This window comes from Marivirga aurantiaca, assembly GCF_016679925.1.
GTDB lineage: Bacteria > Bacteroidota > Bacteroidia > Cytophagales > Cyclobacteriaceae > Marivirga > Marivirga aurantiaca.
The window spans coordinates 174084-190564 of the sequence record NZ_JAEQBW010000005.1 but is presented as its reverse complement, the minus strand read 5'-3'; the positions used below and the strand labels follow the sequence as shown (position 1 = coordinate 190564).

The following is a 16481-nucleotide window of genomic DNA, read 5'->3' as shown; positions in this document are numbered from 1 at the left end:
TTATAATATAATGAGGAGTGTAAAATTTTTCTTTTTCTGTTTAGTGATAGCCACTCTCACTGCCTGCGATAATGAATCGGGCAGTGAAAAAGTGGATTTCGATAGAGAAGCTTTTCTGGTGAACATGGCAGACCAGGTTGTGCGACCCTCCATAGAAAATTTTGCAACAAAAGCCGAGGTACTTACCTCGGCTTCTGTTGCTTTTAATGAAGATGTATCCGAATCTAATTTGTCAGGCTTTCGTGATGCATTAAAAGCAACATGGTTGAGCTATCAGCATTTGGCGTTTGTGCAAGTAGGGCCAGTGGCGACAGTAAATTTACGCGACAGAGTAAATATTTTCCCTACTAGCGTAGAGAAAATTGAAGAGAATATTACATCCGGAAACTATACGTTGGGTGCGGCCTCCAATGTGGCAGCCAAAGGTTTTCCTGCTTTGGATTATTTGCTGTTTGGAACAGGAATATCAGAGGCAGATGTTGTTGCCTATTTTGCAGATCAAGAGCTTGGCCCTAATAGAAAAGAGTACCTTCAGGCTTTGGTGGCAGATATTCAATCAGTAGCTACTTCAATGGCCGGATCATGGGGAGATTACCGTTCCGGTTTCGTAGAAAATTTAGGCACGGATGCAGGAAGCGGAACAAGCTTATTAGTGAATGAATTTAATTTCCAATTTGACATTCGAATCAAAAATGCCAAAATAGGATTTCCTTCAGGAGGGAATCCGCGTACCGGTGGTATTTTGTCCCCGGAAAAGGTAGAGGCCTATTATTCAGCATGGTCCGGGGAATTGGCGGAAGCTGCTGTAAAAGCTTCTTTGGCAGTTTTTAAAGGAGAGAATTTCACTAGTGGTGAAAATGGGCTGGGAATGGATGATTATTTGACCGCACTTGATGCTAAAACTCGTGATGACGAAGATTTGAGCACTGTTATCATCAATCAGATTAACGCGTCTTTAGACGAGATGGAAAAAATTGATGAGCCTTATAGCGTAGTGGCTTCTCAGGAAGGAAGCCAGTTGGTAACAGTTTATAATGCTTTGCAAGCTGTTATACCTTTGATAAAGGTAGATATGCCTTCAGCTATGTCTGTTTCTATCACTTTTCAGGATAATGACGGTGATTAAAAATCGCTTATCATATTATTTTAATCAGCAAAAACACATTGCACCATTGGCTACTTTTAGAGTAGCTTTTGGTGTTATGATGCTGGCTTCTATTATCCGCTTTTGGTGGAATGGGTGGATCAGCAAACAATATATTGAACCTCAATTCTTTTTCACATATTTCGGTTTCGACTGGATAAAACCGTTGGGAGATCCTGGCATGTATATTTTATTTACCATCATGGCAATTGCTGCTTTGGGAATAATTTTAGGAGCGTTTTACCGATGGAGTGCTACAATCTTTTTCATTACATTCACTTATGTTGAGTTGATTGACAAAACCAATTATCTTAACCATTATTATTTCGTAAGCATCATTGCTTTTTTGCTTATCATGGTTCCGGCCCACCATGCTTATTCTGTAGATGCATGGAGGAAACCCACCCTCAAAAATTTTTATGTTCCGGCCTGGTTCATCCATATCATCATGTTACAACTGGGGATGGTATATTTCTTTGCCGGCATTGCAAAATTAAACCCTGAATGGATTTTCGAGGCGCTTCCTTTGAAAATATGGCTACCTTCACGTGCTGATTCTCCTATAATAGGGCCACTTCTGGATTATAAATGGATCGCATTTTTCTTCAGCTGGTTTGGCGCCTTATATGATCTCAGTATCCCATTTTTCTTGTTGTGGAGAAAGACACGTTTTGCAGCTTATATTACTGTAATCGCCTTCCATTTCATGACAGCAGCACTTTTTCAAATAGGAATGTTTCCCTATATAATGGTCATTTGCACGCTCATTTTCTTCTCTGAAGGATTTCACAGAAGTTTATGGAACAGATTTTTTCCTGAAGGCGGAAATGCACTACCTAAACCGGCTAATCAAACTTTTAGTCCTGTTTTGAAGTATTTTTTTATTATATATTTCTTAGTGCAAATTATTTTGCCTTTCAGGTATGCTTTCTACTCGGGTAACTTGTTTTGGACAGAGCAAGGTTATCGTTTCTCATGGCGCGTTATGCTGATGGAAAAAGTGGGACACACCCAATTTACAGTCACAATTCCTCAGGAAAATAAAGCCTTTGAAGTATATCCTCACGAGTATTTAACTCCTGTTCAACATAAAATGATGAATACGCAACCTGATATGATCCTTCAGTTTGCCCATTACTTACGGGATAAGTTTGAACAGGAATATGCTTCCAATGCAGAAGTATTTGTGGAGAGCTACGCAGCTGTTAACGGGAAAGGCAGTCGACCATTTATTAACCCTGAAATTAATTTAGCCACTCTTAAGCGAGGTTACCAACATAAACATTGGATATTACCTTATCAGCAATGAAAACATTGATACTCCATATTGCCCTCTTATGTATACCGGTTTTTTTGTCCAGTCTTGGTCATGCACAAGGCATAAAAGGAAAAGTGCTTGATGCTGAAAATCAAAAAGGGATCGAGTTAGCAGAGGTTTTTGTATTGAATAGCAATAAAAAAGCAATTACCAATGAAGCAGGTAGTTTTGAATTAGCATTGCCCTCAGGAGAATATAGAATTGCTGCATTTTATTTGGGCAGACAAAGCGAAATTAGAGAGATAGTTGTAAATGGAGATTGGTTAGATCTGGAATTTAAGCTTGTCCCTATTAGTGAAACTTTGCAAGAAGTAAAAGCCCTGGGAAAAAAAGAGGAGATTTTCAATGTCTCTCGTCTTAATGCGGTAGAGGGAACTTTAATATATGAAGCCAAAAAAAATGAAGTTATTTCCATTGATCAGATAAATGGGAACCTTGCCACGAATAATGCAAGACAAGTATTTGCCAAAGTTCCGGGCCTGAATATATGGGAAAGTGATGGAGGTGGTTTACAATTAGGGATTGGTGGTAGAGGCCTCAACCCTAACCGAACCTCTAATTTCAATACCAGGCAGAATGGCTATGATATATCTGCTGATCCTCTGGGGTATCCGGAAAGTTATTACACTCCGCCTGTAGAGGCTTTATCTCGCATAGAGGTAGTACGAGGGGCAGCTTCTTTGCAATATGGAACACAATTTGGTGGAATGATCAACTTTCTTTTCAAAAAAGCACCTGAGGGAGACCCTTTTCAATTTCACACAAGAAATACAGTAGGCAGTTATGGTTTGTTTAGTTCTTACAACAGCCTTGCCGGCAACACTGAAAAAATGGATTATTTTGTTTACTATCAACGTAAACAAGGGAACGGCTTTAGAGAAAATGAATCTTTTGAAGCCAATACTTTATTTGCAGATGTGAATTTTGATATTGGGGATAAACTCTATTTATGCTTTGAATTTACCCATATGGATTATTTGGCTCAGCAAGCCGGAGGCTTAACTGACCCACTGTTTGAACAAGATCCAACTCAATCTGTCCGCGAAAGAAATTGGTTTGCCATTCAGTGGAATATACCTGCCGTAGTGTTGGATTATCGTATTAGTAACCGCACAAAACTTAATTGGAAAACTTTTGGGTTAATTGGTTCTCGCAGGGCTCTTGGCAATTTGGACCGTGTAACACAGGCAGATTCCCCTGAACAAGAGAGAAACCTATTGTGGGATGATTATGAGAATTTTGGTTCAGAGTTGAGAATCTTACATAGATATGATCTTTTTGGGCAAATTCAAGCCCTGGCTGGAGGTATACGCTACTTTAAAGGCAATACCCAACAAAGGCAAGGATTAGGACCTGCGGGTTATGAGCCTGATTTTCGCTTTCTAAACCCAAATAATCTGGAAGATTTATCTTACCGTTACCCATCTGAAAACGTGGCTTTATTTGCAGAGAATATTTTTAATATTAATAGCCGGTTAAGTATTACTCCGGGTTTAAGGTGGGAATATATCAGCACCAATAGCGATGGAAAATACCGTGAAACTGTAGAAGATCTGGCTGGAAATGTAATGTTCGATACTACTGTTTTTGAAAGTAGAAACCTGGACCGTTCCTTTATGCTGGCGGGTCTGGGAATAAGTTATAAAACAATAAGAGAATTGGAACTTTATGGGAATATTTCCATGAACTATAGGGGGATTAATTTCAATGATTTCAGAGTGAACAACGGAAGTTTGTCAGTAGACCCTAACCTTGAAGATGAAAAAGGCTATAATATTGATTTTGGATTTAGAGGAAAACATGCTGATTTTTTGAATTTTGACTGGAGTATTTTTTACCTGGCTTATAATAATAGATTAGGAGCAATTTCTGATTATGATCAATTCAACAGGGTATTTCATTACCGTACCAATGTAGGGAGTGCTTCTATTGCAGGAATAGAATCTTATACTGAAATGAATTGGAGTCAATGGCTTTTATCTAATCCTATCCATCAATTTTCCACTTTTCTTAATGCAGCGTTTATTCGTGGCAGGTACGGGGAAAATAACCAGGAAAATGCAATAGCCGGCAATAAGGTAGAATTAGTGCCGGATTTGAATATTAAAACAGGCATTAATTATGACTGGAAAAACTTCTCCTCTACCTTGCAATTCACCTATTTAAGTGAACAATATACAGATGCTACCAATGCTTTAAGAACAGCTTCAGGGGTGGATGGCATTATCCCTGCCTTTCATGTATTGGATTTAAGTGCCAAGTACAAATATAAATTTGCTCAGCTTGAAGCAGGCGTTAATAACCTTACCAATAACTATTATTTTACCAGAAGAGCTGTAGGTTACCCTGGCCCTGGGATTATCCCATCCCCGGGAAGGAATTTCTATATTACTCTGGACCTAAAGTTTTAATGAGAGTTTCCATGATTATCAGGCTGTCATATTTCCCTTAAGCACGGTATGCCAAAGAACTACGCCTATACTTACAGATATATTTAAGGAATGCTTGGTGCCAAACTGTGGGATTTCCAGGCAATTATCACTGGCGCTTACTACTTCCTGTTCTACTCCGTACACTTCGTTTCCAAAAATAAAAGCATATTTTTTACCGGATTCGGGAGTGAACTTTTCAAGGCTTAAGCTGTTTTCCGCTTGTTCCACACTCATAGTAATGTAACCTTCCTCTTTTAGTTTATGAACAGCGTTTAAAGTAGTTGGACTATACTCCCAGTCTACAGATTCCGTAGCACCTAAGGCTGTTTTGTGAATATCTCTATGAGGAGGTTGTGCGGTAATCCCACATAAATATATTTTTTCAACCAGGAAAGCATCACCGGTTCTAAAGGCAGAGCCAACATTATTCATGCTGCGCACATTGTCCAACACTATTACAACCGGATTTTTTTTAACTTCTTTTATTTCCTCTAACGCTAATCGATTGAGTTCTTCGTTGGCTAATTTCCTCATATTTTATCATCTTTGAGGTACAAAACTAATAACATTTCTGCAAAGCATGTCCAAAACGCACACCAAAGCTAAAGAAGCGACTGAAACACCATTGATGAAGCAATATAACCAGATCAAGGCGAAGTATCCGGGAGCCCTATTGTTGTTTCGTGTAGGCGATTTCTATGAAACCTTTGGAGAAGATGCTGTTAAAGCCAGTAAAATCCTGAATATAGTGTTAACAAAAAGGGCTAATGGTTCAGCTTCGCATATAGAGCTGGCGGGTTTTCCTCATCACTCAATGGATAATTACTTGCCGAAATTAGTTCGTTCCGGTTGTCGTGTGGCTATCTGCGATCAACTGGAAGATCCCAAATCAGTTAAAGGAATCGTAAAAAGAGGTGTAACAGAATTGGTTACACCTGGAGTGAGTTTTGATGATAATGTGCTGGAACAGGGTAGAAATAACTACCTCGCTTCAGTTTATTTCACTAAAGATGTACTGGGTGTGGCTTTTCTGGATATTTCTACCGGAGAGTTCATGACTGCTTCAGGTAAGAAGCCTTATATCGACAAATTACTACAGGGGTTTCAACCTTCGGAAGTTATATATTCCAAAGCAGTAAGAGCTGAGTTTGAGAAAGCTTTTTCTGATGATTATAATACCCATTATCTGGAAGACTGGATTTATGCCTATGACTTTACTTATGAGAAATTAGTTAAGCATTTTAAAACAAATTCACTGAAAGGGTTTGGAATTGAATCTATTCAGGAAGGAATTGTTGCAGCCGGAGCTATTCTCCACTACTTGGAAGAGACTGAACATAAAGATATTGATCATATTGTCTCTATCTCAAGAATAGAAGAAGAGAAATACGTGTGGATGGACAAATTTACCATTCGTAACCTGGAACTGGTATATCCTCAACAAGAGGGGGGCGTACCCTTAATTTCTATTCTTGATGAAACCTTAACTCCAATGGGTTCTCGTATGATCAAAAAATGGATGGTGTTACCGGTGAAGGATAAAGCCATCATTGAAGAGAGGTTGCATATAGTGGAGGCATTTTATAAGGATAAAGGGCTGGCTGATGCACTAAAAAATAGCCTCAAAGCTATGGGTGATCTGGAACGGTTAATTTCCAAAGTCGCTGTTGGCAGAATCAATCCCAGGGAAATGTTACAATTGAAGAAAGCATTAGGTCTTGCCGTTCCTGTTAAGGAAGCACTTTCTCAATCAGGGATAGAAGCTTTGAAGAAATTAGGAGATCAAATTAATCCCTGTGAGTTTTTATATGAGCTAATTGATACACAACTTCATGATGATGCACCATTGCTGACCAATCAGGGGAATTTGATTAAAGAAGGGGTAGATGAGGCATTGGATGAACTAAGGAAAATAGCTTACTCAGGTAAAGATTACCTTCTGCAGATGCAGAAACGTGAAATGCAGAATACTGGCATTAGTTCCTTGAAAATAGCTTATAATAAAGTATTCGGCTACTATCTTGAGGTAACCAACTCCCACAAAGACAAGGTGCCACAAGAATGGATCAGGAAACAAACGCTGGTAAATGCTGAACGCTACATCACTGAAGAGCTTAAGCAGTATGAGGAGAAGATTTTAGGCGCGGAGGATAAAATGGTAGCTATTGAGCAAAGGATTTTCCAGCAAATATTAAAACATGCGAATGATTATGTAAGTCCTATCCAACAAAATGCACGCGTAATTTCAATGGTTGATTGCTTACTTTCTTTTGCAGAAATTGCCCAAAAGAATAAATACGTGCGTCCTACCATTACGGAAAGTCACGAGCTCGATATTAAACAAGGCCGTCATCCGGTAATTGAAAAACAATTACCACATGGTGAAGAATACATTCCGAATGATGTATACCTTGATAATGAAACGCAGCAGATTATGGTGATTACAGGACCAAATATGGCAGGTAAATCTGCTTTGCTTAGACAAACAGCCTTAATTGTGTTGATGGCACAAATGGGATCCTTTGTTCCGGCAAAGTCTGCGGAAATAGGATTGATTGATAAAGTGTTCACCAGAGTAGGTGCTTCTGATAATTTGTCCAAAGGGGAATCTACTTTTATGGTAGAGATGACGGAAACAGCCAGTATCTTAAATAATCTCTCGGATAGGAGTTTGATTTTAATGGATGAGATTGGCCGGGGAACAAGTACATATGATGGAGTTTCTATTGCATGGAGTATAGTTGAGTTCCTCCATAATCATCCCAAATCAAAGGCGAAAACGTTATTTGCTACCCATTATCATGAATTAAATCAATTGGCCAATGACTTTCCGAGAATCAAAAACTTCAATGTTTCGGTAAAGGAAATCAATGGAGAGATCATCTTTATGCGGAAACTTAAAAAAGGTGGAAGCGAGCATAGTTTTGGTATCCATGTGGCACATATTGCAGGCATGCCTAATCCTGTAGTATTACGGGCCAATGAAATCATGCATCACCTTGAGAAAGACAAAATCCGTCATCAGACGCAAAAGCGCATGCAGGAAATCCCTAAAAATAATTATCAGCTCAATATGTTTGAAGCAGATCCTGTGCTGACAGAGATTAGGGAACTATTGGATAAACTGGACATCAATACTTTGTCACCTGTAGAGGCTTTATTAAAGCTTAACGAATTAAAGGGAAAGCTTCGTTAACCTAAAGCTTCGTTAACCTAAAGCTGATTGCTACTATATAAGATTTGATCTTTTCAGCTGATAACACTATTATTTATTCAAATAACACCCCTATAATCCCCTCCCAACGCTATTAAGTTAAGCTTTAATTAAAACCCCTTCCTTGCATCCTTCCCCAAAGAGAGAAGGAGGATTGTCTTAACTTAATAGCTTTGAAGTTCGGTTTTCAAACCGTGAATACTTGAGAAATAAAGGCTAATTAACAGCAGAATCCGACATTCTGCTGCTTTAGATTCATTATATCAGACCTTTTACTTCCTTTGGCATTTGGCTTCTGATATGGTCAATTTGCCCTTCACTTAGGTATTCTTTCAAGCAGTTAATCACTATGGAGATCAATTCTTCTGTTGACTTTTCCCAGTTAAATTCTACCTCTCCGAAACGAGACTGTAAATTTTTCACCTCCTCTTTCATTTCTTCTATTGTGTCGTATTCAAGTGGCGGTTTGTCATGAAATTTCCACTGTTCGGTATATATGCCTCGCAATATTAACGGTAACTGAGACATAAGATCAAAAGATTCAGGTATGGCTATTCTGTCACGAATCACATGCATGACTGACCTTAACAAAATGAAGGATCTATTTTGCTCTTCCGGATGCCCAAGCTCTTCGGAAAGCTTATTAATGAAGCGATTTGATTCATGCGAAAATTTCTCAAAATTCACTTTTTGTTGGGTTGTGTTTTCCATGGTTCATATAATTTAAGGTTAAAAAATCAAATGCTGTTGGCCTTTATAAGGGTATACTACATTAATCTTTAGGAGTTTTGTGTTTGGAAAAAAATCCTGCTAAGGATTGGGATAAAATAAATCATGGAAGATTTGGGAGGAAATGCTTTTAAATGTTGAGTACGGCTCAAAATATTGAACAAGAATGTGACTCCTTAAAACCGGCAATGATAATTTTGGGAAATTATCCTGAACCAATCTTTCTCTCAAATCGTTTTTACATTTCTAATTTAATTATCTGCTGGTCTTTTCTTTTATTAAAAGGGCTATCTTTGTAACAAATTAACTAATACATGGCTGCAATACAAGAAAACCTAAAACTCAGAAAAAAAGGCACCTGGAAAAAGGAAGTTAGCTTTGCAATTGTACACCTTTTGCCCTTAGGGGCTATTTGGACAGGTGCAACTCTATTTGACTGGATCGTTTGTCTGGTTTTATATGTTTCCCGAATGTTTTGGGTAACAGGGGGTTACCATAGATATTTCGCACACAGGAGTTACAATACCTCAAGAGTTTTTCAGTTTCTTATCGCCTTTTTTGCTCAAACTTCCGCGCAAAAAGGTGCTTTATGGTGGGCCTCCCATCACAGGCATCACCATAGAAACAGTGATACACTGAAAGATCCCCACTCTATGTTACATTTCGGTTTCTGGTACTCCCATGTAGGCTGGATTATAGGTACTGATTTTAAAAAAACAGATTTTAAAGTAATTTCTGATTATAGTAAATATCCTGAGCTAAGATGGCTAAATAAGAATTATTTAGTTCCACCTGTCGTATTGGCCCTTATTGTAATGGCATTGGGGGGTATTGTAAATGGTGGCAGTATTGCGGCTATGTTTACCTCCGCTGGTTTTTCGACTTTGTTTATTGGGTTTTTCTTGAGCACTATTATATTATATCATGCTACTTTCTCAATTAACAGTATCATGCACAAATTTGGGCGTCAACGGTATGAAACTGGTGATGAATCAAGAAATAGTGTATGGTTAGCTTTACTGACTTTAGGCGAGGGATGGCACAATAACCACCATTATTATGAAACCTCCGCTAGGCAGGGCTTCTTTTGGTGGGAAGTTGATTTAACTTTTTACGGACTAAAAATATTATCATGGTTAGGACTCATTTGGGATTTAAAGCCTGTCCCTAAGCATATTAAGATGTCAAAGAATAAAGAAGAGGCAAAGGAAATCAAGGAAAAATTGAAGAGTCAGGTAGCTTAAGTTTTTATAATGCAGAAAAAAAATAATATTTTCATCTGCATCTATTGTATTTTAAAAAAGTGGTGTTAAATTTGCAATCCCAAAGGGGAAATAAGCGAGAGTAGCTCAGCTGGTAGAGCGCAACCTTGCCAAGGTTGAGGTCGCGAGTTCGAACCTCGTCTCCCGCTCAAAAGAAATAAGTGAGCAGTTATTGCTCACTATTTTTTTGTTTAAACATGGCAAATACCTGCCGGGATGGTGAAATTGGTAGACACGCAAGACTTAAAATCTTGTGAGGGCAACCTCGTGCGGGTTCAAGTCCCGCTCCTGGCACAAAAAGCTTCGAAGCAATTCGAGGCTTTTTGTGTTTTAGAGCAATTCTAAAATATTAATATAGGAAAAATCAACTTTGTCAGGAAAACAATCCCCCAAACATCGCAAAAAGCAGGACTAAAATGAAAAGAATGATGACAAAACAGCCCCATCTGTATTTCTTAGATTTTAAAGCAGCATAAGTAGTTTTAAAAAAATTAGCCATTGAATATTAATTCTAGTTTTAAAAAAAGTAGCTTCTTATAAGCTGCATGGTTATGACACATGGTAGAAAAACATAACCTTGCAAACGCAGTTTCATCTTTAATTTTCTTTCTGTATTTACAGAGCTTGTAGTTTCCATTCTGAATGAACAGCCACAAAGGTATGATTTATGTAAATGTGGGATATTACATAAAAGCAGGTACGAGTTATAATATTTGCATTCTATTTACAATTGGAATGCATCCATATAAAAAAAGGCACCTACTTTTTAGTAAAGTAAGTGCCTTTAAGAAGTTTTTTGTTTTTAATTAAAACTTCTCAATATCCGCAAAAAAGAAACTCCCCTCTATTTGTGCGTTTTCATCAGAATCCGAACCATGCACAGCATTGGCTTCAATAGATTTAGCATACAATTTACGTATTGTACCTTCCTCAGCATCGGCAGGATTAGTTGCGCCTATTAACTTTCTGAAATCAGCTATTGCGTTGTCTTTTTCCAATATCATGGCTACAATATGTCCGCTTGACATGTAATTGCAAAGGTCATTATAAAAAGGTCTTTCTTTATGTACAGCATAAAACTGACCAGCTCTTTCGCTTGAAAGTTTAGTCATTTTCATTGCCACAATCCTGAATCCTGCCTCTTCTATCATTTTGGTAATTGCTCCAATATTGTTGGCAGCCACAGCATCGGGCTTAATCATCGTGAAGGTTCTGTTTCCAGCCATTTTTCTTTTATTATTGTTTATGAATTTTGCCACAAATTTAAAGGATAATTCTGATTACAAATATTTTATCTGGGTAAAATGTACTTATCCTTTTGATTTTATACACACGCCTTTCCGAAGTTTATGATTTGTTTTTCTTTAAATTCTTAGCAACTTTGCAAATCAATCTAAACCAAATAGGGTTAATGATTCTACATGCAAGATATATTAAAACTAAAAGAGGTACTGGAAATACCTCAAAATATAATAATCACCACACATCATAAGCCCGATGCTGATGCGTTAGGGAGTAGTTTGGGTCTTTACAACTATTTGATCAAAAAGGGCCATCAAGTAACCGTAATCACGCCATCGGATTATGCGGATTTTCTTGCCTGGATGAAAGGAAATGACAAAGTGGTAGTGTTTTCAGACGGAAATGAAAGTCTTTCTCAATCTTTAGTCAATAAAGCTGATATCATCTTTTGCCTTGATTTTTCCAATTTGAAAAGAATAAAAGAATTGGGAGAGTTGGTCAGGAATTCCTCTGCAAAGAAAGTGTTAATCGACCATCATAGAGAGCCTGAGCAATTTGCTGATTATGGTTATCATGATGTTGGTTCTGCCTCCACTGCACAATTGGTTTATAAAACTATCGTGGCATATGGGGATAAACATTTAGTAGATAAAGATATTGCAGAATGCTTTTATGCTGGTATCATGACGGATACAGGTTCCTTCAAGCACCCTAATACCAATAAAGAAGTTCATGAGATTGTAGCAGAATTAATTGATTTAGGAGCTAATAATTCTGAAGTGTCACGTTTAATTTATGACACCAATTCTTTAGACAGGTTAAAATTTTTAGGATTTGCCCTTAGCCAAAGGTTGAAAGTATTTCCGGAGTACCACGTAGCATATTTTGCCATTTCAATGAAAGATTTGGAAAAATTTAAATCCAGAACAGGTGATACGGAAGGATTGGTTAACTATGCACTTTCTATTAATGGAATCACTATGGCTGCTTTGTTTACAGAAAGCGAAGAAGGGGTTAAATTGTCTTTGCGATCTATAGGCGATTTTGAGGTAAATACATTAGCCGCGCATTATTTTAATGGCGGAGGACATAAGAATGCTGCCGGAGGTATTTCCTATAAAAGCCTTGATGACACAGTTGCCTTTTTTGAAAACATTATTAAAGAATATTCAGTACAACTAAAAAATAAAAAACCAATTGAAACGTATGTATGATATGAAGAATTTAACCGCGATTTTATTAATTAGCTTTACATTCTTAATTGCCTGTGATTCTAATAAAAAGGAAACTACATCAGATGGTGTGGAATATGTTGTTATTAACTCTGATAATGGAGAAGACTTTGAACAAGGGGACTATGTTACTTATTCCCTTAAAATGATTGATTCCAAGGATTCCGTATTGATAGATAGTGAGGAAGTAGGTGAAATGCCTTTGCAAATTGATTCGGCTACTTTAGGTAGAAGGGGGCAATTATTTTCTGTCCTTAAAGAGATGCATGTAGGCGATAGTGTTAAAACTATTTTAACGGCCAATGAAATATTCATGAAAGGGTTTCGTCAGCCTCTGAGCGAAGATATGGAGAAAGACGAAAGGATAACTGTTTATGCAAAAGCTATTCAAAAGTATGACTCTGCAGGCTTTGTGATGTGGCAAGAGCAGAAAAGGGAAGAGATGATGACTAAGATGGAGAAGGAAGCTGAAGCTCAGAAAACAATTGATGATGAATTAATTCAGGAATATATAGCTGAGAATAACTTAAATGCTCAGCAAACTGAATCCGGCTTGTATTATGTAATAGAAGAAAAAGGAAGCGGAGAATCCCCGGATCAAGGAGATACAGTGAAAGTGAATTATGTTGGAAAATTAATGGATGGTACTGTTTTCGATACATCTATTGAGGAAACCGCCAAAGAGAATGAGTTATATAATGAACAGAGGCCATATGAGCCATTGGAATTCCCTATTGGGCAAGGAAGAGTGATTCCGGGATGGGATGAAGGCATAGCATTGTTAAACGAAGGTGCTAAAGCTACTTTTTTAATTCCTTCAGGTTTGGCATATGGTTCCAGACAGGCTGGCGCTGCTATTCCCCCTAACTCTATCTTGATTTTTGAAGTTGAGTTAGTTGATGTTGTAGAGTAAACACTATATGTTTAGAAATTTAATACTTATTCTTTGTGCAGGAGCTATTTTTAGCTCCTGCAATAAAGACTGTGAAAATGAATATGGTCAATGTAGCGAGGAACAATTGGCCAAAGATATTCAAATCATCCAGAATTATTTAGAAGACAATAACCTTGAAGCAGAAAGACATTTTTCCGATTTATTCTACATCATTGATCATGAAGGGGATGGGGATTTACCTAATAGAGGGCAGGAATTATCCGTTAATTATGTGGGTAAATACCTTGATGGAAGAGTTTTTGATACCTCTGTTGATTCTGTTGCAAGAGAAGCAGGAATATTCAGTGAGACCCGCGTTTATGAGCCCATCAAGTTTCAATTGGGAGCTGGTCAGGTCATACTTGGTTGGGAGATAGGTCTGGCTTTATTAAAAGAAGGCAGCGTGGCAACTTTCATTATACCCTCTGGATTAGCCTATGGTCCGGAAGGAAAAGGCCCTATCCCTCCGAATACTGTTTTATTATTTGAAGTTGAACTAGTAGATATTAAATTCTAAACATACATTGTTGAATGAATAAAGTTATTTTTTGTTTGATCGCCCCTTTTCTTATGATTACTTTTTTTTCGTGTACCGAGGAGAGAGATTGTTCTGAAGGCCCGGATATTTCTGAGATTGATCAGCAGCAATTAAACCAGGATGTGGATGCTATTGATGATTATTTGCAAGAGAATGATATAGATTATAGTATAGATCCATCTGGCCTAAGATATAGCATAGTTGAACCGGGTACAGGAAATACTCCAACCTATTGCAGTAGTGTACTTGTAGATTATGAAGGGAGAATTTTAGGTGAAGATCAAACTTTCGATTCAGGTACTGATGCTCAATTTAGGATGAGTGGTGGTATAATTACAGGTTGGAAATTTGGACTCAAGTTAATGAATAAGGGAGCTGATTATCGGCTTTTTATACCATCAGTATTAGCATATGGTGAAGAGGGAGTTGTAAGATCGGATAGTTCTGTTGTAATTCCACCCAATGCTAATCTGGAATTTCGTATCAGGTTAAATCAATATTAAAGTGACGGAAATTTGTTTTGCCACCAATAACGCTAATAAGATAAAGGAGATAGAAGCTATGCTGGAGGGCAAAGTCAAATTGTTAAGTCTAGATGAGATAGGCTGCAACGAAGACCTTGCTGAGGATCAGAATACGCTTCAGGGCAATGCAGACCAAAAGGCCAGCTATGTTGCAAAAAATTTTAAAATCAATTGCTTTGCAGATGATACCGGTCTGGAAGTACATGCATTAAATGGAGAACCCGGTGTTTATTCAGCCCGGTATGCTGGCCCTCAAAGATCTGACATTGATAATATAAAGCTGCTGTTGGAAAACCTGAAAGGTGCTACAGATAGATCAGCTCAGTTCAGAACTGTGATTTGTGCTATTATCAATCATAAGAAGTTTTATTTTGAGGGAGTAGCCAAAGGGAAAATTGCTTTTGAGATTTCCGGTGAAAAAGGTTTTGGATATGATCCCATTTTTATCCCTGACGGACATGAAAATTCTTTTGCCCAAATGTTCCTGGTAGAAAAAAACGAAATATCCCATCGAGGAAAAGCTGTAAGAAGTTTTGTTAATTTTTTGAAAACTAATTTTCTATAAGCAGATTAAAGAGTAGTTTTGCATTCATGAACAATCCTTTCATTGTTGGCATCACCGGAGGTAGTGCTTCAGGAAAAACTATGTTTCTGAAAAGTTTGCTAAGTCATTTTAAAAGTGATGAAGTCTGCTTAGTATCCCAGGACAATTATTATCGCGACAGGCATCTACAGCCTAAAGATGAAAATGGTATCGAGAATTTCGACACTCCACAATCCATAGAGTTTGATGAATATGCCAGGGATATCAAATCCTTAAAGGAGGGAAACCCGGTAAGCCGTAAGGAATATACCTTCAATAATCCCAATGTCATTCCTGAGATTCTTCATTTTAATCCCTCCAGGATAATCGTGGTTGAAGGCTTGTTTGTGTTTTATTTTCCGGAATTAGCCAAACTGTTGGATCTAAAAGTTTTTATAGATGCAAAGGATTATGTAAAATTAAAACGCAGGATTGTTAGGGATAATACCGAAAGAGGTTACGATTTGGATGATGTGCTGTATAGGTATGAAAAGCATGTAGCACCTACTTACGAAAAATATATAGAACCTTTTAAGTACGATGCTGATATAATCATTCCGAATAATAGTAAATTTGATAAAGGACTGGAAGTTTTAGTATCTTATTTAAAAAGTAAAAGCGTATGACCAACCGATTTGCAGTAATAGGACTTGGACAATTTGGAGAGTCAATAGCCAGAACTTTGGCTGACCGTGGTGCGGAGGTATTAGCCATTGATATTGACCTGGATAAGGTAGAGTCAATGAAAGATGAAGTGGCGTATGCAGTTGCACTTGATTCAACAGATGTAAAAGCACTCAAGGCCCAGAATATTCAGGACATGGATGCTGTTGTGGTAGCCATTGGTGAAAATTTTGAAGGTTTACTTCTGACCACTGTGCTTTTACTGGAACTGGAAGTGAAAAGAATAATCGCAAGAGCAGCCAATTCCCAACAACGAATGATTCTTGAGAAAATGGGTATAGAAGAGATTCTTTCTCCGGAGGAAACTGTAGGTAAAACAGTAGCTGAAATGTTGCTTCACCCAAATATGCGATCTTTCCTTCCTTTGCCGGATGATTATGAAATAGTAGAAATTAATACCCCCTCACGTGTGGTTGATCAAACCATTAGCGAAATTGGCCTTCGTGAGAAATACAATCTTAACTTAATAACAGTAAAGCGTTTTTTTGAGGAAAAAAAAGGAGATGAAATCCAAAAAGTAGAACATATTATTGGAGTGCCCAGAGCCGATACTTTTTTGAAAGAAACTGATATCATGATTCTATTGGGGAAATCTCAGGATGTAAATAAATTTATTGAAGTGAATAAATAGAGTACTTCTATTTC

General features: G+C 37.6%; 15 protein-coding genes and 2 tRNA genes. 14 read left to right on the top strand and 3 right to left on the bottom strand.

Features of this window, described 5'->3' with window-relative positions:
* Positions 1–10 precede the first annotated feature (10 nt).
* From JKA74_RS12675 to JKA74_RS12665, 3 genes are read left to right on the top strand one after another with little or no spacing between them, the layout of a single operon-like run.
* Positions 11–1126 carry an imelysin family protein gene (locus JKA74_RS12675; RefSeq protein ID WP_201431564.1) on the top strand — a complete coding sequence of 372 codons (1116 nt, stop codon included), beginning with the start codon at positions 11–13 and terminating at the stop codon, positions 1124–1126.
* Entirely contained in the window at positions 1113–2453 is a 1341-nt protein-coding gene (locus JKA74_RS12670; protein WP_201431563.1) for an HTTM domain-containing protein, read from the top strand. The genes JKA74_RS12675 and JKA74_RS12670 overlap by 14 nt, the downstream gene beginning before the upstream one ends.
* Entirely contained in the window at positions 2450–4873 is a 2424-nt protein-coding gene (locus JKA74_RS12665) for a TonB-dependent receptor (protein WP_201431562.1), read from the top strand. Before JKA74_RS12670 ends, JKA74_RS12665 begins: the two co-directional genes overlap by 4 nt.
* An 18-nt stretch (positions 4874–4891) precedes the next feature.
* Here JKA74_RS12665 and JKA74_RS12660 read toward each other — a convergent pair whose 3' ends face one another.
* On the bottom strand, positions 4892–5428 hold the full coding sequence (locus JKA74_RS12660) for an RNA methyltransferase (protein ID WP_201431561.1): 537 nt from the start codon (positions 5426–5428) through the stop codon (positions 4892–4894).
* A 46-nt stretch (positions 5429–5474) separates the two neighbouring features.
* On the opposite strand from JKA74_RS12660, the gene mutS reads away from it, so the two are divergent.
* Entirely contained in the window at positions 5475–8090 is a 2616-nt protein-coding gene (mutS, locus tag JKA74_RS12655; protein ID WP_201431560.1) for a DNA mismatch repair protein MutS, read from the top strand.
* Between the two features lie 276 nt (positions 8091–8366).
* Here the strand turns inward: mutS and JKA74_RS12650 are convergent, their stop codons facing one another.
* Positions 8367–8819, bottom strand: a complete 453-nt coding sequence (locus JKA74_RS12650; RefSeq protein WP_201431559.1) for a DUF2267 domain-containing protein — start codon at positions 8817–8819, stop codon at positions 8367–8369.
* Between the two features lie 332 nt (positions 8820–9151).
* On the opposite strand from JKA74_RS12650, the gene JKA74_RS12645 reads away from it, so the two are divergent.
* From JKA74_RS12645 to JKA74_RS12635, 3 genes are all read left to right on the top strand, one after another.
* On the top strand, positions 9152–10081 hold the full coding sequence (locus JKA74_RS12645; RefSeq protein WP_201431558.1) for an acyl-CoA desaturase: 930 nt from the start codon (positions 9152–9154) through the stop codon (positions 10079–10081).
* 94 nt (positions 10082–10175) lie between these two features.
* A tRNA-Gly gene (locus JKA74_RS12640) sits at positions 10176–10248 on the top strand.
* A 61-nt stretch (positions 10249–10309) separates the two neighbouring features.
* Positions 10310–10393: transfer RNA gene (locus JKA74_RS12635), tRNA-Leu, on the top strand.
* 512 nt (positions 10394–10905) lie between these two features.
* Here the strand turns inward: JKA74_RS12635 and JKA74_RS12630 are convergent.
* Positions 10906–11325, bottom strand: coding sequence for a nucleoside-diphosphate kinase (locus tag JKA74_RS12630; protein WP_201431682.1), 420 nt, complete (start codon positions 11323–11325; stop codon positions 10906–10908).
* A gap of 195 nt (positions 11326–11520) precedes the next feature.
* Between JKA74_RS12630 and JKA74_RS12625 the strand changes: the two genes are divergently transcribed.
* From JKA74_RS12625 to JKA74_RS12595, 7 genes are read left to right on the top strand one after another with little or no spacing between them, the layout of a single operon-like run.
* On the top strand, positions 11521–12555 hold the full coding sequence (locus JKA74_RS12625; protein WP_201431557.1) for a DHH family phosphoesterase: 1035 nt from the start codon (positions 11521–11523) through the stop codon (positions 12553–12555).
* 1 nt (position 12556) lies between these two features.
* Positions 12557–13486: an FKBP-type peptidyl-prolyl cis-trans isomerase gene (locus JKA74_RS12620; RefSeq protein ID WP_236587767.1), complete on the top strand. Its 930-nt coding sequence runs from the start codon at positions 12557–12559 to the stop codon at positions 13484–13486.
* 7 nt (positions 13487–13493) lie between these two features.
* The gene (locus tag JKA74_RS12615; RefSeq protein WP_201431555.1) at positions 13494–14024 is read left to right on the top strand and encodes an FKBP-type peptidyl-prolyl cis-trans isomerase; all 531 of its coding nucleotides are present in this window, start codon (positions 13494–13496) and stop codon (positions 14022–14024) included.
* A gap of 14 nt (positions 14025–14038) precedes the next feature.
* Complete coding sequence (locus JKA74_RS12610) at positions 14039–14548, top strand: FKBP-type peptidyl-prolyl cis-trans isomerase (protein ID WP_236587765.1); 510 nt, start codon at positions 14039–14041, stop codon at positions 14546–14548.
* 1 nt (position 14549) lies between these two features.
* A complete protein-coding gene (gene rdgB, locus JKA74_RS12605) occupies positions 14550–15134 on the top strand; it encodes an RdgB/HAM1 family non-canonical purine NTP pyrophosphatase (protein WP_201431553.1) in 585 nt (194 codons plus the stop codon).
* A gap of 26 nt (positions 15135–15160) precedes the next feature.
* Positions 15161–15778, top strand: coding sequence for a uridine kinase (udk, locus tag JKA74_RS12600; protein ID WP_201431552.1), 618 nt, complete (start codon positions 15161–15163; stop codon positions 15776–15778).
* Complete coding sequence (locus JKA74_RS12595) at positions 15775–16467, top strand: potassium channel family protein (protein WP_201431551.1); 693 nt, start codon at positions 15775–15777, stop codon at positions 16465–16467. Before udk ends, JKA74_RS12595 begins: the two co-directional genes overlap by 4 nt.
* Positions 16468–16481: the final 14 nt, after the last annotated feature.